This window comes from Paenibacillus terrae, assembly GCF_000943545.1.
GTDB lineage: Bacteria > Bacillota > Bacilli > Paenibacillales > Paenibacillaceae > Paenibacillus > Paenibacillus terrae_A.
Genome location: NZ_JTHP01000048.1, coordinates 28,541 through 52,428, shown reverse-complemented (window position 1 = coordinate 52,428; position 23,888 = coordinate 28,541). Strand labels below are relative to the sequence as shown.

The 23,888-nt window shown below is 46.3% G+C and carries 26 protein-coding genes and 2 pseudogenes; 23 read left to right on the top strand and 5 right to left on the bottom strand.

The window, feature by feature from the left end:
• Positions 1-228 (top strand): IS3 family transposase (locus QD47_RS31045; RefSeq protein ID WP_152643834.1); only part of this gene is annotated, 228 nt, incomplete at its 5' end.
• A gap of 176 nt (positions 229-404) precedes the next feature.
• Here QD47_RS31045 and QD47_RS20630 read toward each other — a convergent pair.
• Positions 405-932, bottom strand: a complete 528-nt coding sequence (locus QD47_RS20630) for a cysteine hydrolase family protein (protein WP_044647889.1) — start codon at positions 930-932, stop codon at positions 405-407.
• A 135-nt stretch (positions 933-1,067) separates the two neighbouring features.
• On the opposite strand from QD47_RS20630, the gene tsaE reads away from it, so the two are divergent.
• Genes tsaE through tsaD form a run of 4 tightly spaced genes read left to right on the top strand, consistent with a single transcriptional unit; the run spans position 1,068 to position 3,981 of the window.
• On the top strand, positions 1,068-1,547 hold the full coding sequence (tsaE, locus tag QD47_RS20625) for a tRNA (adenosine(37)-N6)-threonylcarbamoyltransferase complex ATPase subunit type 1 TsaE (RefSeq protein ID WP_044647888.1): 480 nt from the start codon (positions 1,068-1,070) through the stop codon (positions 1,545-1,547).
• A gap of 3 nt (positions 1,548-1,550) precedes the next feature.
• The gene (gene tsaB, locus QD47_RS20620) at positions 1,551-2,387 is read left to right on the top strand and encodes a tRNA (adenosine(37)-N6)-threonylcarbamoyltransferase complex dimerization subunit type 1 TsaB (RefSeq protein ID WP_044647887.1); all 837 of its coding nucleotides are present in this window, start codon (positions 1,551-1,553) and stop codon (positions 2,385-2,387) included.
• Between the two features lie 17 nt (positions 2,388-2,404).
• A complete protein-coding gene (rimI, locus tag QD47_RS20615; RefSeq protein ID WP_044647886.1) occupies positions 2,405-2,920 on the top strand; it encodes a ribosomal protein S18-alanine N-acetyltransferase in 516 nt (171 codons plus the stop codon).
• Positions 2,917-3,981 carry a tRNA (adenosine(37)-N6)-threonylcarbamoyltransferase complex transferase subunit TsaD gene (tsaD, locus tag QD47_RS20610; RefSeq protein ID WP_044647885.1) on the top strand — a complete coding sequence of 355 codons (1,065 nt, stop codon included), beginning with the start codon at positions 2,917-2,919 and terminating at the stop codon, positions 3,979-3,981. Before rimI ends, tsaD begins: the two co-directional genes overlap by 4 nt.
• Before the next feature lie 597 nt (positions 3,982-4,578).
• Here the strand turns inward: tsaD and QD47_RS20605 are convergent.
• Positions 4,579-6,537, bottom strand: coding sequence for an ABC-F family ATP-binding cassette domain-containing protein (locus QD47_RS20605; protein ID WP_044647884.1), 1,959 nt, complete (start codon positions 6,535-6,537; stop codon positions 4,579-4,581).
• Between the two features lie 274 nt (positions 6,538-6,811).
• Here QD47_RS20605 and QD47_RS20600 point away from each other — a divergent pair, with 274 nt between their 5' ends.
• From QD47_RS20600 to groL, 7 genes are all read left to right on the top strand, one after another.
• The gene (locus tag QD47_RS20600; RefSeq protein ID WP_044647883.1) at positions 6,812-7,471 is read left to right on the top strand and encodes a 5-formyltetrahydrofolate cyclo-ligase; all 660 of its coding nucleotides are present in this window, start codon (positions 6,812-6,814) and stop codon (positions 7,469-7,471) included.
• Positions 7,472-7,509: 38 nt separating this feature from the next.
• Positions 7,510-7,998: a cyclic pyranopterin monophosphate synthase MoaC gene (gene moaC / locus QD47_RS20595; RefSeq protein ID WP_044647882.1), complete on the top strand. Its 489-nt coding sequence runs from the start codon at positions 7,510-7,512 to the stop codon at positions 7,996-7,998.
• A gap of 112 nt (positions 7,999-8,110) precedes the next feature.
• Positions 8,111-8,593, top strand: coding sequence for a MogA/MoaB family molybdenum cofactor biosynthesis protein (locus QD47_RS20590; protein ID WP_013309212.1), 483 nt, complete (start codon positions 8,111-8,113; stop codon positions 8,591-8,593).
• 179 nt (positions 8,594-8,772) lie between these two features.
• Positions 8,773-9,024, top strand: a complete 252-nt coding sequence (locus QD47_RS20585) for a twin-arginine translocase TatA/TatE family subunit (protein WP_044647881.1) — start codon at positions 8,773-8,775, stop codon at positions 9,022-9,024.
• A gap of 112 nt (positions 9,025-9,136) precedes the next feature.
• The gene (gene tatC, locus QD47_RS20580; RefSeq protein WP_044647880.1) at positions 9,137-9,907 is read left to right on the top strand and encodes a twin-arginine translocase subunit TatC; all 771 of its coding nucleotides are present in this window, start codon (positions 9,137-9,139) and stop codon (positions 9,905-9,907) included.
• A gap of 385 nt (positions 9,908-10,292) precedes the next feature.
• Entirely contained in the window at positions 10,293-10,574 is a 282-nt protein-coding gene (gene groES / locus QD47_RS20575) for a co-chaperone GroES (protein WP_025685233.1), read from the top strand.
• A gap of 71 nt (positions 10,575-10,645) precedes the next feature.
• A complete protein-coding gene (groL, locus tag QD47_RS20570; RefSeq protein ID WP_044647879.1) occupies positions 10,646-12,277 on the top strand; it encodes a chaperonin GroEL in 1,632 nt (543 codons plus the stop codon).
• A gap of 66 nt (positions 12,278-12,343) precedes the next feature.
• On the opposite strand, the pseudogene QD47_RS20565 reads toward groL, so the two are convergent.
• Positions 12,344-12,676 (bottom strand): annotated as a pseudogene (locus QD47_RS20565) (tyrosine-type recombinase/integrase); the annotation flags it as partial.
• 69 nt (positions 12,677-12,745) lie between these two features.
• On the opposite strand from QD47_RS20565, the gene QD47_RS31040 reads away from it, so the two are divergent.
• From QD47_RS31040 to QD47_RS34220, 3 genes are read left to right on the top strand one after another with little or no spacing between them, the layout of a single operon-like run.
• Complete coding sequence (locus tag QD47_RS31040) at positions 12,746-13,120, top strand: helix-turn-helix domain-containing protein (protein WP_044647877.1); 375 nt, start codon at positions 12,746-12,748, stop codon at positions 13,118-13,120.
• A complete protein-coding gene (locus QD47_RS34225) occupies positions 13,015-13,236 on the top strand; it encodes an IS3 family transposase (RefSeq protein WP_161797189.1) in 222 nt (73 codons plus the stop codon). Before QD47_RS31040 ends, QD47_RS34225 begins: the two co-directional genes overlap by 106 nt.
• Entirely contained in the window at positions 13,188-13,742 is a 555-nt protein-coding gene (locus tag QD47_RS34220) for an IS3 family transposase (protein ID WP_152643836.1), read from the top strand. The genes QD47_RS34225 and QD47_RS34220 overlap by 49 nt, the downstream gene beginning before the upstream one ends.
• Positions 13,743-14,293: 551 nt before the next feature.
• Here QD47_RS34220 and QD47_RS20550 read toward each other — a convergent pair.
• Positions 14,294-14,515 carry a hypothetical protein gene (locus QD47_RS20550; RefSeq protein ID WP_044647876.1) on the bottom strand — a complete coding sequence of 74 codons (222 nt, stop codon included), beginning with the start codon at positions 14,513-14,515 and terminating at the stop codon, positions 14,294-14,296.
• 128 nt (positions 14,516-14,643) lie between these two features.
• Here QD47_RS20550 and QD47_RS20545 point away from each other — a divergent pair, with 128 nt between their 5' ends.
• Positions 14,644-15,120 (top strand): hypothetical protein, encoded by a 477-nt coding sequence (locus QD47_RS20545; RefSeq protein ID WP_044647875.1) that lies wholly within the window; start codon positions 14,644-14,646, stop codon positions 15,118-15,120.
• A gap of 146 nt (positions 15,121-15,266) precedes the next feature.
• On the opposite strand, the pseudogene QD47_RS33360 reads toward QD47_RS20545, so the two are convergent.
• Positions 15,267-15,739, bottom strand: a pseudogene (locus QD47_RS33360) (transposase); the annotation flags it as partial.
• Between the two features lie 361 nt (positions 15,740-16,100).
• Between QD47_RS33360 and QD47_RS20525 the strand changes: the two are divergent.
• The 7 genes from QD47_RS20525 (at position 16,101) to QD47_RS20495 (ending at position 23,819) form a co-directional block, all read left to right on the top strand.
• On the top strand, positions 16,101-17,492 hold the full coding sequence (locus tag QD47_RS20525) for an MATE family efflux transporter (RefSeq protein ID WP_044647873.1): 1,392 nt from the start codon (positions 16,101-16,103) through the stop codon (positions 17,490-17,492).
• 60 nt (positions 17,493-17,552) lie between these two features.
• A complete protein-coding gene (locus QD47_RS20520; protein ID WP_044647872.1) occupies positions 17,553-18,347 on the top strand; it encodes a DeoR/GlpR family DNA-binding transcription regulator in 795 nt (264 codons plus the stop codon).
• Positions 18,348-18,611: 264 nt separating this feature from the next.
• A complete protein-coding gene (locus QD47_RS20515; protein WP_044647871.1) occupies positions 18,612-19,592 on the top strand; it encodes a CehA/McbA family metallohydrolase in 981 nt (326 codons plus the stop codon).
• On the top strand, positions 19,589-20,563 hold the full coding sequence (locus QD47_RS20510) for a CehA/McbA family metallohydrolase (RefSeq protein ID WP_044647870.1): 975 nt from the start codon (positions 19,589-19,591) through the stop codon (positions 20,561-20,563). The genes QD47_RS20515 and QD47_RS20510 overlap by 4 nt, the downstream gene beginning before the upstream one ends.
• On the top strand, positions 20,560-21,669 hold the full coding sequence (gene phnW, locus QD47_RS20505) for a 2-aminoethylphosphonate--pyruvate transaminase (protein ID WP_044647869.1): 1,110 nt from the start codon (positions 20,560-20,562) through the stop codon (positions 21,667-21,669). The genes QD47_RS20510 and phnW overlap by 4 nt, the downstream gene beginning before the upstream one ends.
• Entirely contained in the window at positions 21,659-22,480 is an 822-nt protein-coding gene (gene phnX, locus QD47_RS20500) for a phosphonoacetaldehyde hydrolase (protein ID WP_044647868.1), read from the top strand. The genes phnW and phnX overlap by 11 nt, the downstream gene beginning before the upstream one ends.
• Positions 22,461-23,819, top strand: coding sequence for an aspartate aminotransferase family protein (locus QD47_RS20495; protein ID WP_044647867.1), 1,359 nt, complete (start codon positions 22,461-22,463; stop codon positions 23,817-23,819). Before phnX ends, QD47_RS20495 begins: the two co-directional genes overlap by 20 nt.
• Positions 23,820-23,888: the final 69 nt, after the last annotated feature.

The window sequence follows — 23,888 nt, the reverse complement described above, 5'->3', positions numbered from 1 at the left end:
AGCGTCAAAGGCAGCCACTCTCGCAAAGCAACCTGCCTGGATAACGCATGCATCGAATCCTTTTTTTCGCATCTCAAGACAGAGAAGTTGTACCTTCACCAGTGTAAATCAGAAGCAGAGATCCATCAAGCCGTAGAGGAATATATCTACTTTTATAACTACCAACGGTTTCAAGCTAAACTCAAACAGCGCGCACCGATTGAATATCGGCACGCACTGGCTGCATAGCTTTTTTCATCTGTCTACTTGACAGAGGTATGACCAGGAGCGACTGGAATCGAATTTTGCACAATCCTGACATATAAAAAAGCCGACTGCTTGAAAGCAATCGACCTCTGAGCGAGAAACTTTTGGCGGGTGACTCGCTCTATTATTTTATCATACATGCCTTCAAATGGTTCATATTAAAAATGTACTTCCTCCGTCGCGAGTAAACGCGCAAAACGATTGCCAAGCATCCCATTATGATGAGCTACAATTTGTTCACTGCTCAGCACCTTACTATCAAATGTACTGTGCGCATCCGATACAAGCACATTATTCTGGTACCCCAAACTGTAGGCGTTCCGACAGGTCGTGTCTAGGCAGAACTCGGTCTGCATCCCGGCAATGATGAGCCGATCAGCTCCCAGTTCCTTCAGCACATCGTCCAATTCGGTTTGGTAAAAGCTGTCCCAGGATGTTTTACGGACAATTCGCTCATGGGGAAGGGGACTCACTGTATCGGCTATGGCCCACCCTATGCTGTTTTCCCGAAAATCCTCGTCCGTCTCGCTGGTATGCTGGATAAAAATAACGGGCGTACCTGCTGCTCTGGCTTTGGTCAAAAGCTGCTGCAAATGCTCTACTACCTCCTGCTCTCGATACAGCTTCTCTTCATACATAAACATAGCCTGCTGTACGTCAATCATGAGTAAAACGTTTTGTCCCATCGTTTCGCTTCCCTCCCTGTATGTTACACCTATCTTACAATAGCATGTCTTCATGTCTTGCGGCGACATAAGGTGAACTATATAATAAAGGACAAGTTGGAACGGTCCGATTTGGACGAAAGGTGATTAAAATATATGACAATTTCGCAGGAACAGTTTACGTTCCGTTCTGTCGGAGAGGCTCAGACCGGGACTTTGGCAGGGTTTCTGGCAGCCAAAGCGGTTCCTGGAACGGTGATTGTGCTGGATGGAGATCTGGGAGCGGGCAAAACCGCTTTTTCCAAAGCCTTTGCCAGTCATCTGGGTGTCCCGGGTATCGTAAACAGCCCCACCTTTACGCTCATTAAGGAGTATGAAGGCCGATTGCCCTTGTACCATATGGATGTGTACCGTATTACACAGGATGAGGCAGAGGATCTTGGGCTGGACGAATATTTTTACGGGACAGGCGTGTGTCTGGTGGAATGGGGCAGTATTATACCGGATATGTTGCCGAAGCAGCGGCTTCACATGTATATAGAAACAACGGATGTGGAGGAGCGCTTGATTCACCTGACCGGGTACGGCGAGCCTTATGAACAATGGTGCCGCAGTTTGCGGGAGAATGGAGTTTGAAGCATGCAAAGAGAGCATACAGATGAGAATGTAAAGCCGCGTGAGCGGTTTTTGGCGTTAGATACAGCGACGACCGTGATGGCGGCCGCCCTGATGAACGGAAAAGAGTTACTGGGAGAAAGCAATGTCTATGGCGAACGCAATCACTCGGTGCACGTGATTTCCGAATTGGAACGGCTTCTGAACGAAGACGGGCTGACACAGGATGATGTAGACGGCATTGCGGTGGGTGTCGGACCGGGGTCTTACACAGGTATTCGCATTGCGGTGACCGCAGCGAAAACACTTGCTTGGGCCTGGGGCGTCCCGGTGACATCCGTATCCACTTTGCACGCGCTGGCCTGGGGCGGTTGGAGCCGTGGCACCGAGTCGCAGGAGCAAGAAGTTATAAATGAGTTAGCAAGTAAACACTTGGCTGGAGAGCAGGCGGCAGACTGGATCGTTCCAGTGCTGGATGCAAGACGCGGACAGGTTTACACAGGCTTGTTCGCAGCGAATGTGGACGGCAATACCGGGATTCCGCAGGGTCTGGAACCGGATGCGATCCGATTGATGGCCACTTGGACTGAGGACCTGCTGCAACGGCTGGAGGCTTTGCCGTCCGAACAGCGCCCTGCGGTCATTTGGCTGGTTGGTGAAACGGCGGTTCACGCAGAAACAGCCGAGCGCCTGCGTGCATGGAGCGAGCTTCGTATCGTACCGTATGAGCTGGAAGGAAGATGGGTTGGCCGTCTTGGGGCGGATAAGCTGCTTCGTCAGGAACATGACGAGTTACATACGCTGGTTCCAAACTATACCCAGCTGGCGGAGGCGGAAGCCAATCTGCTTCGTCAGCGCTGAAGAGAGCGGTGAACAACATGGTAAAGAACATACAACGGGAAGAAAAGCTGGAGTTTCGACTGATGCAGCTGGATGATATTCCCGATGTGCTGGCGATTGAGCATGAAGCGTTCACGCTACCGTGGACGGAAGAAGCGTTCCGCAATGAATTGACGATGAATCATTTTGCTAAATATATGATTATGGAGCTGAACGGACAGGCCATCGGCTACGCAGGGATGTGGACGATTATGGACGAGGCTCATATTACGAATATTGCCGTTCGTGAGGCCTATCGCGGGCGCAAGCTTGGAGATAAGCTGCTGGACGAGCTAATGCAAACGGCCTCTTATCTGGGGATGGAACGCATGACACTGGAGGTACGGGTGACGAATCGGATTGCTCAGGGCTTGTATGAGAAAAAAGGCTTTAAGCCAGCGGGCGTCCGTAAGGGCTATTATTCGGATAATAACGAGGATGCCGTGATCATGTGGGCGGATCTTCCCGCACATGGGGCATCCGGTGAACAGGAAGGAAGCGTGCAGAAGCAATGACGCAAGAGGAAAAAGCAGGTACAGGCGCCGCCTCTGGCGAGCCTTGCTATATATTGGCAGTGGAGACGAGCTGCGATGAAACGGCTGTGTCTGTCGTGAAAAATGGCACAGAGGTGCTTTCTAATCTGATTTCCAGTCAGATTGAAACACATAAAGCCTTTGGTGGAGTTGTGCCGGAGGTGGCATCCCGCAAGCATGTGGAGAGCATTACCTACATGCTGGACGAGGCCATGCAAGCATCGGGAATTACGCCCCGCGAGCTTTCGGCGGTTGCCGTGACGCAAGGACCGGGACTGGTCGGTGCGCTGCTGGTGGGCATTGTCGCCGCCAAAAGCGCCGCCATGGCATTCGGCAAGCCGTTGATCGGAACCCATCATATTGCAGGACATATTTATGCAAATCAGCTGGAGCATAAAATCGTATATCCGTGCATCGCTCTGGTCGTATCGGGTGGGCACACGGAGCTGGTATGGATGGAGTCCGAGGGTCATTTTCACCTGATTGGGCGCACGCGGGATGATGCGGTTGGGGAAGCCTATGACAAAGTGGCACGGGCTATTGGATTTCCGTATCCCGGCGGTCCGCACGTAGATCGTGTGGCTCATGAATCGGAGGAATCTATCACTTTGCCCCGTGCATGGTTGGAGCCGGATTCTTATGATTTTAGCTTCAGCGGCTTGAAATCGGCGGTGTTGAATGTGATCAACCAGACGAAAATGCGCGGAGAAACTGTTCATGCCGGAGCTATCGCAAGAGGCTTTCAAGAGTCGGTCGTGGAGGTGCTGGTAGAAAAAGCGATTCGTGCTATGCGTGAATACGGCGCGAAGCAACTGCTGCTATGTGGCGGTGTTGCCGCCAATCGCGGACTGCGGACGGCACTTCGCGAACGTTGCGAGCGTGAAAGTATCGAGTTACTTGTGCCATCTATGAAATATTGTACAGATAATGCAGCCATGATTGGTGCCGCAGCTTTCGCCAAGTGGAAGCGCGGAGAATACACCTCGCTGGACATGAAAGCTGATCCCGGGCTGTCTCTGGAAGAGTGGTCCGTCCAATCTTAATTGGAGAGGCATTGTGCTAGTGAACTGAATGTAAGTGAAGATAGTAGATAGGGACACGACGCGTTTGAGTCGTGTCTTTTTATGTTTTATATAAGCTAAATTCGAAAAATACGTATACATCTCTATATATAAAATTCAAGAGGTATAAATACAGGAATTTGAGCCGGGGAATTTTACTGTCTAATTCTCACGCAGCGTTCGTCATGATGTTGCACGATTTTTCAGCATTCATCAAAAAAATCTGAAATTTAATACTCCCCGAACAATGATATGATTTGTCAAGTTGTGAACAAAGTTATCCACATATCCCGTCCGAAATGTGGATAATTAAGCTCAAAGCAAGCAGCTTAAGACTTTTTTAGGATGCAAGAACAGGGGACATTTTGCATCTTTAGGTTTTGCGAAATCTGTGGATAATGTGGATAAAATGGTGGATAAATTTGGTTTTCATATGAAAATGGCTTTTTATCAATAGAAAAATGGCCTAAAAGGCCATTTTTCAATACATTTCATGCACATATTCTGTGGATATCTTTGTGTATAAAAATGCGGATGGGGCAAATGTGAAATTTTTAAGTCCATATTTTAAAGCATGCCTTATTCTTCTAACAGTTCCTCCCATGATGCGTAGGTTGCTGTCAATTCCTGCTTACGTGCGTCAAGTTGTGCTTGAATATCCTGAAGCGCCGTGTAATCCTGATAAACCTCTGGCAGAGTCATTTGTTCCTCCAGCCCGGTAATTTGTTCTTCCAGCTCTTTGATTTGATTTTCCAGTGTCTCCAGCTTGCGCTGGCGACTGCGTTCTTCGCTCTTGGCCTGTTTGTCTGCGGCATAGGCTGCTGCACCTGTTTTGGGTGTTGTCTCATCCGTTGCGGATACAGATGATGCTTTGCTGCGTGTTGCCTGACTGGCCTCCAGAGCTTCCTGCGCAATTTCCGCCAGCTCCTGCTTTTTGTCTACATAGTCATCATAATTCCCCAGGAAATGTTCTATTCCTTCAGGATGAAGTTCAATGACACGTTCCGCCATTTTGTTAAGGAAATAACGGTCATGGGAGATGAACAGCAGCGTGCCGTCATAGTCGATTAGGGCAGCCTCCAGCACTTCTCTACTGAACAGGTCGAGATGGTTGGTAGGCTCATCAAGAATCAGTACATTGGCTTCGCGCAACATCAGCTTGGCGAGAGAGACGCGGGCTTTTTCACCGCCGCTTAATGTGGCTACCTTTTTCAGTACATCGTCACCACTGAACAGGAAGTTACCCAGCACTGTGCGGATCCGCGCTTCCTCCATATGGGGATATTCGCTCCATAGCTCCTCCAGCACTGTATTGGCCGGGTTCAGGTTCGTTTGCTCCTGATCATACAGGCCGATTTTGATTTTTGTGCCCCAGTGAATCGACCCGGCAGCAGGCTTTAAAGTTCCGGTGAGGCATTTGAGCAACGTCGATTTTCCAATTCCGTTCGGACCAATCAGGGCAACGGTATCGCCGCGTTTTAAGTCGAAGGATGCATGCTGAAATAGCGGTTTTTTACCTTCATAGGCTACGGAGAGGTCGCGTACCTCCAGTACTTCCTTCCCTGACATATAAGCTGTTTCAAAGGAAAAATGGGCTTTTTTCAGATCCCCCATCGGCCGATCCATTCGATCCATTTTATCTAGCTGCTTGCGGCGGCTCTGGGCGCGTTTGGTCGTGGAAGCCCGTACGATATTGCGTTGTACGAATGCCTCCAGACGGGCAATTTCCCCTTGCTGTTTCTCATAGTGCTTGAGATTGCTTTCGTACTCGGCAGCTTTCAACTCCATATATCGACTGTAGTTACCTGTATACCGGGTCGAACGATGACGCTCGATTTCAATAATGGTGGTCACCAGTCTGTCGAGAAAATAACGGTCATGGGATACGACCAGCAGCGAGCCGGAATAGCCTCGCAAATAATCTTCCAGCCAGGTCAGCGTTTGAATGTCCAGATAGTTGGTCGGCTCATCCAGCATGAGTACATCAGGGGCGAGCAGCAGGATGCGGGCCAGCGCGAGACGTGTTTTCTGTCCACCGCTCAGTGTGGATACAGGCGTTTCCGGTGCAAACGAGCCAAAGCCCATGCCATGAAGCACACTGCGAATCCGGGTCTCCATTTCATAGCCGCCGTGATCCTTGAACCAGTCCGATCTTCTCGCATATCTTTCCAGCAGATCTGCATAGCGCTTCTCGTTCTGCGCATTGGCGGGGTCGGCGATTTCCTGCTCCATCTGCCGTAGTTCCCGCTCTGCTTCGATCAGTGGAGTGAATACGAGCATCATTTCTGCCCAGATGGATCGGTCGGAGTTCAAGCCGCTGTTTTGTGCCAAATAACCAATGCTGGTCTCCTTCGCCTTGAAAATTTGTCCACCGTCATATGATAATTCACCAGCGATGATTTTGAGCAATGTCGATTTGCCCGCGCCGTTCACACCTACCAGTCCAATGCGTTCACGTTCCAATATTTGAAGGTTAATCCCGTCCAGAACGGGCTCAATTCCGTAGGATTTCGTAATTCCAGTTACTTGCAATAGCATCGCGTATCGTTCCTCCATTACATTATGCACAGTTTTCCCCGCTTCCTCCGCAGGGTGTCTTCCTTCCAGTTTACATGAAAATACCCACTAATGCACTGCTATCACCCTGTAAACCCTTGAGCCGCGTGTAGTCAATTTGTATAAACAATGATAAACTTAAACGAGAACTGAAAAAAAATGAAAAAAGCTTGCAAGGTACAAGACTTACTGACAATTGGACAAATAGTAACGTTTTAAAGCATTATCGACGATTGTGCGGGAGGACGGATATTCTTTGGATGTCTGTAGTGTGAAGAACGCGCTGCGCTTGCAGCAACGGGAGGCGCGGGACTTCATGGACCCGCTGACGCGGCAGGAGGCATCGGCTGTGGCCTGTCGGCATGCAATTGAGGCATGGGAGCAGCTTAGAATAGACAGAAACAGAGATAGGCTGACGGTATTTAGCTATCTTTCTTTTGGCAGCGAGATTTCGACGACTCCCTTTATTGAGCATTGCTGGTCACGCGGAGACCGTGTGCTGGCTCCGAGAGTGGACCCGGTAACCCGGACCATGGAGCTGAGGCAGATGGGTCAGCACGACGATATCGTGCCCGGCATTTGGAACATTCCTGAGCCTGCGCCCACATGCGAAAAATGGGTGCCTGAAATGTGGTCGGAAATCGACTGGGTTGTCGTGCCGGGATTGGCCTTTGATCGTCATGGGGGCAGAATCGGCTACGGCGGAGGCTACTATGATCGTTTCACCGTACAGGTAGAGGCGCAGAAGCGTGATAACGGTAATGCAGGTCCGCTTTATGTTTCGCTGCTGCTGCCGGGACAATTGCAGAAGCAGGTACCCATGGAGCCGGGGGATTTGAGGGTGGATGTGCTTTTTACCCCGGAAGGTCCCATACATTGCGATATTGCAAAATCAGAAAAAACAAACGATGAATGAAGCGAAGTTTGGCATGTGAAAGGAGCTGTGAGGGAGTCGTGGATTCCTTTACTCATTTTAACGAACAGGGACGAGCTCGTATGGTGGATATTTCGGGCAAAGCGTCCACGGTTCGTACAGCAATCGCCGTGTCGCGGATTACGATGAATCCGGCTACACTCACGGCTGTGAAAGAGGGTAGGATCGGCAAGGGCGATGTTCTTGCTGTGGCCCAGGTCGCCGGGATTCAAGGCGCGAAAAAAACGTCGGACTGGATTCCGATGTGCCATCCGCTGGCCCTGACGGGCGTGAATATTACGTTTTCCGATAATGGACATGATGTGCTTCATATTGAAGCGGAAGTGAAGACCGAGGGCAAGACAGGTGTGGAAATGGAAGCTTTGACAGCGGCTTCAGCCGCAGCGTTAACCGTGTATGATATGTGCAAGGCGCTGCAAAAAGATATGATCATCGGCCCTACCATGCTGCAATCGAAAACAGGTGGCAAGCATGGGGATTTCCAAAGGGAGGACCACCGGGAACCTTGACATAGACAACATGTCGCCGTGAGGGTACTGTGATGTGATGGAGAATGCAGCGTGGCTGTTTCTGATTTTCAGAAGAGAAAGTATTCTTTCATGATAGGAGAAGGGTGATCTTATGGTGTGGAAAACGGCGATCCTGACAGCCAGTGATAAAGGGGCGAGGGGAGAGCGTGAGGATACAAGCGCACAGGTCATCCGGGAACTCATCGAAGAAGAGCTGGGCGGAGAGATTGTGGAGTACCGGATCGTTCCCGATGAACCGGATGAAATTATTGCGGCTTTAATCGAAATGACCGATTATTTTCATGCAGACCTGGTGCTAACGACGGGTGGAACCGAGCTGGCAATCCGTGATGTGACACCCGAGGCGACTCGGCGGGTCGTGGAACGGGAAGTGCCAGGCATGGCGGAAGCGATGCGTATGATTGTGATGCAGAAAAATCCGGCGGCCATGCTTTTTCGTGGCATCGTAGGGATTCGGGGGCGTACGCTGATCGTGAATTTGCCGGGAACGCCCAAGGGAGTGCATGAAAATTTGGCGGCTATTATGGATCAATTGCCAGAGGCGCTTCTTATGGTGACAGGCCAGTTCCGGTAGAAGGCAGCACGTCGAGTGTGGTATGATATCCGTAAGAATTTACATGACTGTATGCGGGCTAGCTATACAAGAAACACACAACGGACAAGCATGGTCTCCATGTTTGTTTCTGCGCCTGTGCACCAGATGCTGGTTCTTGTTTGTAATTTTGCCCGTCAACATAAGGAGGGTTACCACACATGCCTAATATTGGAGCACCGGGTTATATTTTGTTAATCATTCTGGCGTTGCTGCTATTCGGCCCGAACAAGCTGCCTGAGCTGGGTCGCGCTGTGGGGCGTACATTCCGTGAGTTTAAAAACGGAGCACGTGATATTTTGTCTGAAGACCAACGGACTGAACACAAAGACAGTAAGGATAGTGCGGTCAAAGCATCCCAGACGTCGGCTTCAGAAGTGCAGCCCCAGCCGGAGGATAAACGGTTATCTTAGGTTAGTTTCATTTTTGATGCCTTTTACAATTTCAAGAAGAGCCTCTTCTCCAGGGAAGGGCTTTATTTTTTAGGAGGCGCAGCTGCGTCCGATCCAGAAAGGAGGAGCGAGTTTGACCCCACCAGAGCATGAAATGCCGCTCATGGAGCATCTGGGCGAGCTACGGCGCAGAATTATTTATGTGCTGATTGTATTTGTTCTGGCACTGGCTGGTGGCTTATTCGCCGCAGGTCCTGTCTATGACTGGCTTATTCGCTCCGGTTCGGCGCAGGCTTTTCAGTTGAATGCATTTTCCTTCTGGGACGGAATAGGTATCTACATGAAGATCGCCATGCTGATCGGGATTGCGGTGGCGCTGCCGTTTGCATGCTACCAGTTGTGGAAGTTTGTTAGCCCCGGCTTGCGACCGCAAGAACGGAATGCGACTTTGCGGTATGTGCCTTATGTGCTGCTGTTGTTCGTGATCGGTGCAGCTTTTGCCTATTTTATTGTTTTCCCGATGGCGATTCAGTTTACGTCGTCTGTCACCAAAAGCATGGGACTGCATGAAACGTACGGCATCGCCCAATATTTCACCTTCATGTTTAATATTGTGCTGCCTGTGGCTCTGTTGTTTGAACTGCCACTGCTCATCATGTTCCTGACGGGGATTCGGGTACTCACTCCGATGAGGCTTCGCAAATGGCGGAAAATTTCTTATTTTCTGCTTGTCTTTGTTGCTGTCGTCATAACTCCCCCTGATTTTATCTCCGACTTTTTGGTGGCGATCCCGTTACTGGTACTGTATGAAGTGAGTGTGTATATGTCGGTAGTGGTGTACCGCAAGCAACTGCGTGCGGACGAGGAACGGGAGGCACAACTGCGTGTAGCACCGGATCGGTAACAGGTAGAACCCGAGTTTCCGTGCAAAACGGTATCTTCGGGTTCTGGAGCTACATGGCAACTTGCAGACCATGAAGATCAGGGATTGGCAGATCATGAAAAGTATCAGCTTAGCTGCCTTGAAAACAGATCATAAAAGATAGCAGCTTAGCTGCCCTAAAAATAACCATTAGCCTGAGGTAACGGTTATTTTTAGGACAGATGGATATAATCGAGAAGGGCCGTCCATAAAAATTCCCATAAAAAATACATCAGGGACTTGAAATTCAATCTCAAGTTGAGTATCATAAAGTTGGTTGTTAGCACTGACGAGTGTCGAGTGCTAATACATACAACATAACAACCGTATAACGGAATAAAACACTTAATAAGGAGGCTATTTTTTCATGATCAAACCTTTGGGTGAACGCGTATTGGTGGAAGCAATTGAGCAAGAACAAACGACTTCCTTCGGAATCGTACTTCCTGACTCTGCTAAGGAAAAGCCGCAAGAAGGCAAAATTATCGCGGTTGGCGCAGGCGCATTGAAAGACGGTGCCCGCATTCCTCTGGAAGTAAAAGAAGGCGACCGTGTAATTTTCTCTAAATACGCTGGAACGGAAATCAAATATGAAGGTAAAGAATATTTGATTATGAAAGAAAGCGATATCCACGCGATCATTGGTTAACCGGAATCCGGACAAGACCTGAATATAGGAATCGAACAAATCATTCATAATCCATGGGAGGTTTATCGCAAATGGCAAAAGACATTAAATTTAGTGAAGACGCTCGTCGCTCCATGCTTCGTGGGGTAGATGCATTGGCTAACGCTGTTAAAGTAACACTCGGACCGAAAGGCCGTAACGTTGTACTGGAGAAAAAATTCGGTAGCCCGCTCATCACAAATGACGGTGTAACGATTGCAAAAGAAATCGAGCTGGAAGACGCTTTCGAAAACATGGGCGCTCAACTGGTTAAAGAAGTAGCAACCAAAACCAACGATGTAGCTGGTGACGGTACGACAACCGCTACTGTTTTGGCTCAAGCCCTCATCACAGAAGGTTTGAAAAACGTAACTGCTGGTGCAAGCCCGATCGGTATCCGTAAAGGGATCGACAAAGCAGTTAAAGCAGCTGTTGCTGAACTGCAAGCGATCTCCAAGCCAATCGAAAGCAAACAATCCATTGCACAAGTAGCTGGTATTTCCGCTGCTGATGACGAAGTAGGCGAACTGATCGCTGAAGCTATGGAAAAAGTGGGTAAAGACGGTGTGATCACTGTTGAAGAATCCCGCGGTTTTGCAACTGAGCTGGAAGTGGTTGAAGGTATGCAGTTCGACCGTGGCTACATTTCCCCGTACATGATTACAGATACGGACAAAATGGAAGCTGTGCTGGACAATCCATATATCCTGATCACAGACAAAAAAATCACGAATACACAAGAAATTTTGCCTTTGCTTGAGAAAATCGTACAACAAGGCAAGCCGCTCGTGCTGATCGCTGAAGACATCGAAGGCGAAGCGCTGGCTATGCTCGTTGTTAACAAACTGCGTGGTACATTCAACGCTGTAGCTGTTAAAGCTCCAGGCTTTGGTGACCGTCGTAAAGCAATGCTGCAAGATATCGCTGCCCTGACAGGCGGTCAAGTGATCACGGAAGAACTGGGTCTGGACCTGAAAACTGCTTCCGTAGATCAACTGGGTACAGCACGTCAAGTGCGTATCACGAAGGAAAATACGATTGTGGTTGACGGCGCTGGTAACAAAGCCGACATCGACGCTCGTGTTAGCCAAATCCGTACACAACTGGAAGAAACGACTTCCGAGTTCGACAAAGAGAAACTGCAAGAGCGTCTGGCTAAATTGTCCGGCGGTGTAGCAGTTATCAAAGTCGGTGCGGCTACTGAAACAGAATTGAAAGAACGCAAACTGCGCATCGAAGATGCCCTGAACGCAACCCGTGCTGCGGTTGAAGAAGGTATCGTATCCGGTGGTGGTGTAGCGCTCCTGAACGTATACAGCGCTGTTGCAGCCGTTGAACTGCAAGGCGACGAGCAAACAGGTGTGAACATCGTATTGCGCGCTCTGGAAGCTCCAATCCGCACGATCGCTGCTAACGCGGGTGAAGAAGGCTCCGTAATCGTTGAGCGTCTGAAACGCGAAAAAGTTGGCGTAGGCTTTAACGCAGCTACTGGCGACTGGGTAAACATGATCGACGCTGGTATCGTTGACCCTGCAAAAGTAACTCGTTACGCACTGCAAAACGCTGCTTCCGTAGCAGCTATGTTCCTGACTACCGAAGCGGTTATCGCTGACAAACCAGAACCTGCAGGCGCTGCTGGCGTTCCTGACATGGGCGGTATGGGTGGAATGGGCGGAATGATGTAATAAACCCAAAAACCCTTGCTGTAACAAGGGTTTAGGCGATTGATATGTTCATTTGTTAACAATTTGTTAACTCTGATCAGATTTTTTTGAGGCTCTCATTAGTTCGCTGAACTTTTGAGCAGCCTCTTTTCTTTTTGGCTTAGTTATATGAAGGTATATTCTGCGCGTTATCTCGTCGTTCGCATGTCCTAGCCGCTGCATGATTTGTTCGAGAGTGGCTTCAGCTTCAGCTAATAGTGACGTATGGGTGTGGCGAAGTGAGTGCGGGGTGAGATCAGGATTAAGTCCGGCTAGTTTTAAAAGTCTCTTCATCCTGAGTTCAACCATTTTTATAACTTGAGGATACCCAGCAAATTTGCCGACTCTCGCGAATATAAAACCCTGATCGTGATATGAAGTGCACCCCTTAGAATAGACATTGGAATAAACCCCTGGTTTATCCGATGAATTTCTAGGGGGTGCATTTTTATGCCAGCGAAAAAAGGACAGAAGTTTAAAGAGTATACGTTTGAAACCAAAGTAGAGGCCATACGGCTTCATATCGAAGAAGGTTGGACATATCGTAAACTTATGGAGAAGTTCGGGATTGCAGATCGACATCGGTTGAAAGAATGGATGCGGAAGTACAAGGAACTCGGTGAATTCGGACTTATGGACCAGCGAGGACGACGGAAGGAATATATGGACCAGGACAGGTACGTCCAAAAGTTAAAACGGGAAAACGATATGCTAAAAAAGTGTTTGGAAATCTGGATGCAGGAGATGAGGCGCACAAGTATGACGGGGTCTACGGCTACCGTCAAATCCAACTATTTTTGCAGCACGATCATGGAGTCTGGATGAACCATAAAAAGGTACTCCGGCTCATGCAGGTCTTGGGAATCCGCTCACAAATTCGTCGGAAGCATCGCTGCAACTATGCTTCTTCTACGGAAGGTCGTGTGGCGAAAATCTGCTAAAACAGGATTTCAAGGCGGACAAACCAAATCAAAAATGGGTCACAGATATCACGCAATATCGTGTGGGTGATTGCTGGCTATATCTATCTGCGATTAAAGACTTGTTCAATAACGAAATTATCGCGTACCAGATGAGCCATAGAAATGATAACGAACGGGTTTTACAGACGTTTCGACAAGCCTGGAAACAGCAAAAAGACGTGACTGGCCTCATCGTTCACAGCGACCAGGGATTCCAGTACACGTCCTATGCGTACCATGACATGCTGCCAAAGGTTGGTGCCCGAATCAGCATGTCTCGCCGAGGCAATTGTTATGATAATGCCTCGATGGAGAGCTTCTTCTCGCATCTCAAAACGGAAGGGCTCTACCCATATGATATCCGAAATATGGATGAGGCACAAAGGAGAATAGAAGAATATATTCGATTTTACAACCAATGTCGACCACAACGAAAGTTAAATAAGCTGCCTCCGAAAGAGTATCGGAAGCAGCTTATAGCCTAGGGGCTTTTTTCAGTGTCTATAAAATGGGGTCTTGACCACATACGTCAAAGGGTTTTTTTTTTACGAATTGCCGCTTAGCCCTGTCAATTTCTTCAAGGACACATACTGTATACTGTATCTAAAAAAAAGGAGGAGTTCATGTGAGTGAATGTGGACATGAGCATAAAGCCAAACATTTTTGTCCTTTCACATCGACGGGTGCAATTTTGGTGCTCTTTATCCTGTTGGTCATAATTACTAAAGCGTGTTGGATTTAATTTCGTGAAAAGAATTGTTGGATAATACTACTTCACTTGACTTGACTCATTTTTTAAGGATGGTAAAAAGTAGAGCCCAATGAACGCATTTGGTAATAGCCTATGCGTTCATTGGGTTTTGTCGGCGGGGGAATATTTCATTGATGGATTTCCCAAACCATTCATCGAATGAACTAATTTCGCCTGATGCAGTTAAGATTAACGGATCTTTACTTGTTTCGTAAGCAATTTGAATTTAGAGTAGATGTGAAAAAGGACTCCGCTGGTTTATAACCAGTAAGGAGTCCTTTTGGTTTATTCCTGATCACTTCTCGTAAAAACTTTTCCAATCAAGATGTATATGATTAATGCAATAATCACAGCCAGACCATAGTCGATAATAAACTTAATGAGGTTTTCTAATGTGAAAAATCCAGTTCCTGTGTTGTATTGAAAAAATTCTAACCTTCCGTATGTTAGATTCCCGATAATGTTGCCGATGAGCAGCGCGATGATAAATCTCCAAATGTTTTTCACCAAATACCTCCTGAAAAAATAATTAATCAAAATAGAACTTGTCATAAAATCAACTATAGTTTACCATAAATAGAGTAACTATTACATCAATGGTAAATGCATATAAAAAACAATGAGGAGTTGAAGTGATGAAAAAAGTATGGATAACCTCACTAATGGCCGCAACTTTACTATCAGGTGTGATTGCGGTACCAGCCTCAATGTACGCATTGCCTTCTACAGACTCTAGTAGTGTTTCTAGTAGTGCTAAGGATTCTCTTAGTGAATCTGAATTACAAGATATCGAAGGTATCGCCGAATATTTCAATTTGTCTGAGCAGGAAAAAAATGATTTTATTAAAGCCATCCAAAATAAAGAAGACCGTGGAGAGTATCAAACACAAGGGAAATTGAGCTGGGCAGTAAAAGCTTTAAAAGCAGGATATGAAAAGCTTCCGGCCTCAGTGAAAGCTTTCATTGGAGTAGAGGGGTTCTTACAGATTCTTGGTGTTGTTGATAACTTTACTGGAGCTATTGAAGATGCAATATATGCAGGTGCTTTGCAAGTTACCGGAAATGAAACTGCTGCTTGGTGGGTTACTAAGGCTCTAATGTTGCTTTTATAGGTTATTCAACAATAAGATGAATGGTGTAGATTTTCCTTAAACTAAAAGCTCTGCTAACCTAATTGGTCGGCAGAGTTTTTTTATTTTTGACCGGAGTGTGAGGCGCATAAACCAAAAAAAGACCTCTCAATAGATGATATATGTGGTATGATATGGATTATGTTTAAGTAGGCATTCTCCATGCGCAAACGTTCTATTTCCGCTTGTAACGCCTCGATAAAGCCTTCAACTGGAGTAGGTTTCTTGGATTCTTCTTTCATGGATGGACGCCCCTTTTTCTTTGATTTGAGGGCATCTACACCTTCTGTCTCTAGTTGATTCTTCCAACGTAGTACCAGAGAATGTGTTGGTATATTGAAGATCGCAGCTGCTTCGCGGATAGATGTCCCATGTTCGTTTATATAATGAAGCACCTTTAGTTTATCTTCCACGGAATAAGTTGTATAGCCATTTTCAAAACCCTGTTCTCCATGATGTTCGTACTGTCGAATCCATGTTAGGAGTATACTATGCGATACTCCTATACTCCTATACTCCTCGCTATGCTTTTCTGTCCTTCCTTCCCTTCAAGATACCTTTTTACCGCTTGTATTTTTTCTTGTGTGGTCACTTTAGCCATTATAAAAACTGCACCTCCAATGTTAGATGGTGTCTAAGTTATTGAAATTTACTTATCAGGATTTTTTTGATGACAGACGGTTCAAAAAAACAACGCAGAAGAACATTGAAACTATCAAACCATGTTTGGTGGGTTTGTGGAGTTTATTTTTGATTGGTGGGCATTTTGCGATGGAAATTGAAGGATTGGTAAAGGTCATGATCTCTCGCCCTCATGCATTGACTAAATGACAAGCAATATGTATGATGAGTTAGGCAACATAAAAGCAACTAAAACAACAAGAAGACTATAGTTAAACAAACAGAACGAAGTGAAAAACATGCTAGGTATCGTACAATTTGAATGTGAATGAGGGATATGCTTGGGAGAGGGTACGATCGGAAAGTCTGGGTTTACTCGGGAGATGAAAGGATTAGTTATTCCTTCTGTGCTACAAATGCTTGTTGCTAATTCATTTTCGCTAGTGAATATGCTAATGGTGACCAGCTTGGGAGATGGGGCAGTTGCTGTCACCGCTGCAGTAGGCAGAATCAGCTTCATTTTATCGATGATCCTTACTGCAGTCTATGGGATGACTGCTTATATGACCCAGTACCACGGAAAACAGCAGCATACGCTTATGCGAGCAACATTCGGTTTTATGCTGTTGACGGGAATCTGCATCAGTCTTCTGGCGTTTGTTGTTGTGTGGATCTGGAAGGAGCCGATTCTTTCTCTATTTATTAAGGACATTGAAATACTACAGCTTGGTATTCAATACCTTACGATCATGGCTTTTGTTTTTCTGATCAGTGCGATTAGAGATGCTTATGCTCAGGCGCTGGGATCCATAGGGAAGGTTAAGATAACTTTATATGTCGGTCTATGTGCGATGGCGATTAATATTACACTCGACTATGGGCTGATTTACGGGAAGTTGGGTTTACCCAACCTGGGTGTTGCAGGAGCGGCATGGGGAACGTTGATAGCTTCAGGTACGAGTCTTCTGTTTTTGTTTGTTTTCATTTATAGCAAATCGTATTATTTAAATATTCGATTCCAAGAGCTGTTCAGTTTACCTCTGATACTGCGCAAGCAGGTGGTGAAAACGATAACCCCACTAGTGTTTCACGAAGGCATGTGGTCGATCGGAAATATGCTGTATGCCGTAGCTTTTGGTTCATTAAGCATCGCCGCATTGACTACATTCCAGCTTGCAAATACGCTACAAGGATATTTTATGATGGGGATTCACGGATTTGCCTACGCGGCAAAAGTGATGATCGGACAAAAGCTGGGACAGGACAAGCAGGAGCAGGCGCTGGATTATGCTCGCAGATTTACTCGGATTTCGGTCATTACGGGTATAATCGTTAGTGTTGTCATGATGATGGTTTCGCCGTTTGTGTCCTTTATTTTTCCTTACTTAAGTGGGGAGGTTCACGCTTCTTTAGGAAATATCCTTCTGCTGCAGGCTGTGACAATGACCGCATTTTTCTTGAATAATGTATGGATTGTCGGTATGTTTAGAGCAGGTGGAGATAATTTGTTTACGATGAGTATGATTTTAATTACAACATGGGCCATTGCATTACCGGCAGTATTTGTTGGGGCATATGTGCTCCGTCTGCCGCCGGAGTGGGTGTATGCATTATTTTTGTGTGAAGAGATGAGCAAGGCCTTCATAGGGTATAAACGTTATCGCTCCCAGAAATGGATGCGGAATTTGATTAAGAATGTCCCTGAGACGCCTTCCTCGGCGTTATCTTTATAATGTCCAAGTGAGTGTCTAAATACGTGGGAATAGTAGCGAGGAAGAATAGGAGGATTTGCAATGTCTCTTGCGGGTGAAGAAAGAAAGCTAAGTATTATGAACTTGCTAAACGAGCATGGGAAGGTCATTGCGGGCGACCTGGCACGCATGTTCGAGGTTACAACAGAAACGATTCGTAGAGATTTGGATGAGCTGGAGAAGGAGAATAAGCTCAAGAAGGTGTATGGCGGTGCGATCAAGCTGAAGGTAGAGGTAGAGCCAGCATTGTTTGAAAGAGCCTGTATTAACCAAGAGGCGAAGGAGAAAATTGGATATCTTGCTTTTACACTAATTGATGATCATGACGTTATCTTTATAGATGAAGGCACGACACCGCTTCAGATTATCCCGTATCTATCTCAGAAGCAGCAGGTTACCGTTCTAACGAGCTCGATCTCTGCCATGATGTCCTTGATCGAGCTCAAAAAACGAGAGCAATTCGATGGCCGAATTATTATGCTTGGCGGCGAAGTGAGCGTGAAGCATCTCCGTGTATCAGGTGCTATTGCAGAAGCAAATATGTCGGATTTTTTTGTGAATAAGGCATTTGTAACTGTAGATGCCTTATCGATGGAGCATGGATTTACAAGCTATGACTATGAAAAAGCAACGTTAACTCGCAAATGGATTCAGCAGTCGGAAACGTCCATTGTTCTGGCGGATTCATCAAAATGGAACAAACGATCGATGGTTAAGATATGCGACTTCGAGAATGTCGATGTGGTTATTTCGGAACTGGAGCCTCCATCAGAATGGAAGGCGCAGTTGGAAGACTCCAATACAAAATGGATGATGCCGAGTGAATCATATACGTGAGGCTTGATTCAGGCGTAAAGCTAGTAGAGAAGAAATTCCTTCTCTACTAGCTTTTTTTGTGTTGTTTGTTGTTGTGTTAAATTTGTAATCTCTATGTTAAATATTTGGGATCGCATTGTATTGATTGTTTTTTAGCAGTAGAATAATAAAAACAACATAAATAAAAATAAAAGCAATTAAAAACATTTTTTATTTGTGTTCATAATTTTGCGCTTCAGCAGGTTCCTAGTCAATCTGATGATGATAAAAACAGGAGTGGTGACGATGAAAGACGCAGTGTATTTAGACAAAAGCAAACGAAAGTACAAAGGAAATTTGCACTTACACACGACATGGTCAGATGGATCGCAAGAGGCGCTGGATGTTGTCGTTGCGTTCAAGGATAAGGGCTACGACTTTATCAGTATAACGGATCATGATGTATTCGTTCGTACGGCTGAATATGATACGGATTCTTTCATCGTGCTGCCAGGCATGGAAAGAGGAGGTTTGAATCACGTGCCGGATAAAGACTCTGGCTACCACTTTGGAGTGCTGGGTGATCCGACAATAGAGTCGGAGAAGGAACAATTTCATCATTTGCAATCATTTGAGATCCCTATTCCTTGGGAAGGGTCACAATCTCCGCAGAAGCTCATTGATGAAATGAAGGCTCATGGAAATCTCGTCATTTTCAATCACCCGGAATGGCATTTGACACGTTTCGAGGATATGGTTCAGTACAATGGATTTTTTGCGATTGAAATATACAATCATGCCACGGAATGGACGCCAAGTTCGTCTTATGGAGCGGCCTACTGGGATCATGCGCTTCAAAATGGCAAGCGTGTGTTTGGGATCGCTGCGGACGACTCGCACAATCATGACCCTAACAGCAAAATTGCTGAGTATGGGGGCGGCTGGGTTTCTGTCGAGGCGGAGGAGCTTTCGCAGCAAGGGATTATAGATGCACTAAAGAAGGGACAGTTTTATTCCAGTTCTGGACCTGAGATCCTGGATTATCGTGTGGAGGATAGGTTCGTCAACGTCGAGTGCTCGCCCTGCCAATATATTATGTTTAAAGCATTTCCACAACGCGGGCCGTTCCTCGTGCAATACGAGACAGGTGAGCTGATGACCTCTGGAAGCATGATGATTCAGAAGGACATGCAATATATTCGGGTCGAATGTGTGGACGAGAAGGGCAGAGTAGCTTGGTCTAATCCGATCTTTGTGGGAGATTTGGCGGAGGAGGAACAACAATGAGAGATGCTGTTCTTTTGGATGCTGTCTGTCAAAAGTATAAAGGAAACATTCATGCACACTCTTTTCGCAGTGATGGCGAGTATACCGTAGAGCAAATGATAGAAGCTTATCGCTCTAAGGGCTATGATTTTATGTGCTTGAGTGACCATGAGATCTATTTTCATAGCGATGCGTATGACACGGAAACGTTCATTATGCTGGACGGCTATGAAATGGCTTGCGAGATGGAACGTAATACGACCGGTCAGCAGTATCATCTGCATGGACTTTTGGATCGCTCATTGTTGGCAGAGAGGCCTTTTCAGCATGATGAGGAACATGCAAAGCCGGATTATGAGAGCTTGGATACCATTCAGCAATTGATTGATGAAATGAGGAGCAAAGGAAATCTTGTCATTATGAATCATCCCGAATGGTCTAAAAATCGGGAAGAGGATTTGCTTAAACTTGAGGGCTATACAGCGATCGAAATCTATAATCACCAATCCGAAATCCAAGAGGCGGTAGGTTATGGTGTATCCTACTGGGACTATGTTCTCAAGCGAGGCAAGCAGGTAAACGCAATCGCCGCAGACGATGCTCACGGGGGGCCGACTGATATGGTGGTATCCGAATTTTATGGAGGTTGGATCGCTGTAGAGACCGATCAATTAGAGCAACAGGCGATTATCGAGTCCATAAAAGCAGGTCATTATTATAGCTCCAATGGTCCCATGATCCTTGATCTTCGCATTGAGAACGACAGGTTTAAAGTCAAATGCTCTCCTGTACGAAGCATTCGTTTTATTACTTTCCCGGACAATGGCTTGGCTGAAATGGATCCGACGGGCCAATGCATCACCGAAGCCGAATATCTCATTCAAAATAATGAGCAATATGTGCGCGTGGAATGTGTCGATGCATCGGGCAAAGTAGCGTGGAGCAATCCAATCTACCCGAAATCTGAGCGGCAGTTATTGGAGGAGCTATGAGCAATCCGTATTTATTATTAACACCGGGTCCCTTATCCACAACCTCAACGGTCAAAGAGGCGATGCTAAAGGATTGGTGCACTTGGGATCATGAGTATAAGGCGATTGTCGAGCAGATTCGCCTACAACTATTAGAGGTTGGCTGTGCATCGAAGGAGCACTACACAGCTCTGTTCATGCAAGGCAGTGGTACCTTCGGGATTGAAGCGACAATTGGATCGGTCATTCCAAGTAACGGCAAGCTGTTAATTTTGCAAAATGGCGCGTATGGGAAGCGCATCGAGGAAATCGCAAATGTGCTCAAAATTCCTCATCTATCTCTTGTATTTGAAGCTAATACGCAGGTAGATCCACAAGCAGTGGAGCGGAAACTGGTTGAGGATAAAGCTATTACACATGTGGCCATGGTCCATTGTGAGACGACCACAGGCATTCTGAATCCGCTTGAAGCGGTGATGGATGTGATTAAGCGGAATAATCGAATAGCAATAATTGATGCCATGAGTAGCTTCGGAGGCATTCCGATTGAAGTAGAACAGCTGCAAATCGACTTTATCATCAGCAGCGCGAATAAATGCATTCAGGGTGTCCCAGGCTTTAGCTTTATTCTATGTAAAAGGGATGAGCTCATAAAATGCAAAGGAAAAGCGCGGTCGTTATCGCTTGATTTGTATGACCAGTGGGAGACGATGGAGAAGGATGCTGGCAAATGGCGCTTTACTTCGCCAACGCATGTCGTGCACGCGTTTGCGCAGGCACTAAAGGAGCTAGATGAAGAGGGCGGCGTGGAAGCCCGTCATGCGCGATATCGGACCAACCAGCAAATCGTCGTGGAAGAGTTGACTCAAGCTGGCTTTACGGCCTACTTGCCAAGGGAGCTACAGTCTCCATTTATTACAACCTTCTTGTATCCAACACATATTCCTTTTGCATTTGAACATTTTTATAACTTCTTGAAGTCGGCTGGTTTTGTCATTTACCCTGGCAAATTAACAGATGCTAATGTATTTCGAATCGGGAATATAGGGGATGTGCATGCCAAGGATATGGAGCGATTAAGTGAGCAAATATTACGTTATGTTGGAGTGACCAAATATGAAAATTGAAGGCATTATTTTAGATTGGGCAGGGACGACAGTTGATTATGGCTGCTTTGCACCAGTGCAGGTGTTTATGGATATTTTCAAGGAAATGGGCATCCCATTAACGATGGAAGAGGTTCGTGTTCCAATGGGGCAACTGAAGCGGGATCATATTCGATCGTTGCTGCAAATGCCAAGAATAGAAGCTTCTTTTCAGGTGAAATTTGGCCGTAGTTATACGGAGGCGGATATTGATGAGCTGCATGATCGATTTGAACCTAGACTGCTGTCTATTCTCCCGCAATATGGAAAGCCAAATCCACATGTTGTAGAGACTGTACATCAATTGAGACAGCAAGGCTTAAAAATTGGAGCAACGACAGGCTATACTTCGACTATGCTTTCCATAGTGGAGAAAGCAGCGAAGAAATATGGCTATGAACCCGATCATTGGGTAACTCCTGATCTTGTTATGGACAAAGGCAGACCTTATCCGTATATGATCTATGAGAATATGAAACAGCTTGGCTTGCGTCATCATGCTCAAGTGGTTAAGGTCGGAGATACGATTTCTGACATTCAAGAGGCGAATAGTGCTGGTGTATGGGCGATTGGCATTGTGAAAGGCAGCTCTATGCTCGGTCTCACGGAGGCTGAGGCAGAACATCTGTCGCCAGAGGAGGAACGTCACAACATCGCTGCTGTGAGCAAGAATTATATGGAAGCGGGAGCGCATGCCGTTATTAAGGACATGTCCCAGTTGCCTGCGATGATTGAGCAAATCAATGAACGTTTGATGAATAAGGAGCTGCCTTATGCCAATCCGCATCAATAGTCGTATAGAAGGAGATATCAATGGAACGGATGAACGTCAAGCTTGGCAAGATGAGCATCTAAGTGAAGAGACGCTTGCTGTCTTGGACCAGGATAGCAAGCTCTTTCTTCATCAGTCGATGTCCACGCCATGTTTAAATGCCATTGTAAGTGCAGAGGGAATATACATTGAGGATGTGGATGGACGCAGAGTAATGGACTTTCATGGAAATAGCGTTCATCAGGTGGGTTACAAAAATGAGCATGTAATGAATGCCATCATTAAACAGATGCAGCAGCTGCCATTTCTACCCCGCCGTTATACGAGCCAGGTTGCGATTGATCTGGCACAGAAGCTGACCGAGCTTGCACCGGGAGATTTGAACAAGGTGCTATTTGCACCCGGAGGTACAAGTGCTATTGGAATAGCACTAAAGCTTGCACGCAGAGCAACCGGTAAGCACAAAACCATTTCGACGTGGGATTCCTTTCATGGCGCAAGCCTGGATGCAATATCAGTTGGTGGCGAAGCTGTATTCAGGAGTGGGATTGGACCGTTGATGACTGGAACAGAGCATATGATGCCTTATAACAGCTATCGTTCAATCTTTGGTGAAGGAGAAACGGCTGCTGCCAAAACTCTGGACTACCTATCCTATATGTTGGAACGAGAAGTTGATGTTTGCGCTGTCATTCTTGAGCCTATTCGAAGCACGGATGTACAGATTCCTAGCGTTGCCTATATGCAACGACTTCGTCAAGTCTGCGACGATTATGGCGTGTTGCTCATATTGGATGAAATACCGACGGCATTAGGTCGTACAGGCAAAATGTTCGTTCACGAGCATTATGATATTGTTCCAGATATCGTCGTCATTGGTAAAGGTTTTGGAGGCGGGATTTTTCCGATGGCGGGCATCGTTGCGAGAGAGCATTTGAATATTGCGGGCGATATTTCACTCGGACATTATACCCATGAGAAAAGCGCTGTAGGCTGTGCGGCAGCTTTGGCTACCATTGAATACATCGAAAAGGAAAACCTGCTTGACCATGCGCAAAGTATGGAGAAATGGCTGCTTTTTCATCTTGGGGAATTGCAGAAGAAGTATGCCGTAATAGGTGATGTTCGGGTAAAAGGCATGCTTGCGGCAATAGAACTCGTATCTGATCGCGAGACAAAAAAGAAGGAAGTGATAGGCGCTGAGAAAGTTCTCTATGAATGCTTGTCCCGAGGACTAAGCTTCAAGGTATCCAGCGGAAATGTCATTACGCTTGTTCCCCCACTAATTACCAGTATTACACAAATGGAGGAAGCTATTTTGATTTTGGATCAATCACTGGAGCAAGTATTCACAAAATGAAAACAGATTAATAACTCATGAAAACAACATGAACGCAATTAAAAATAAAATAAAACAAATAATTGATGT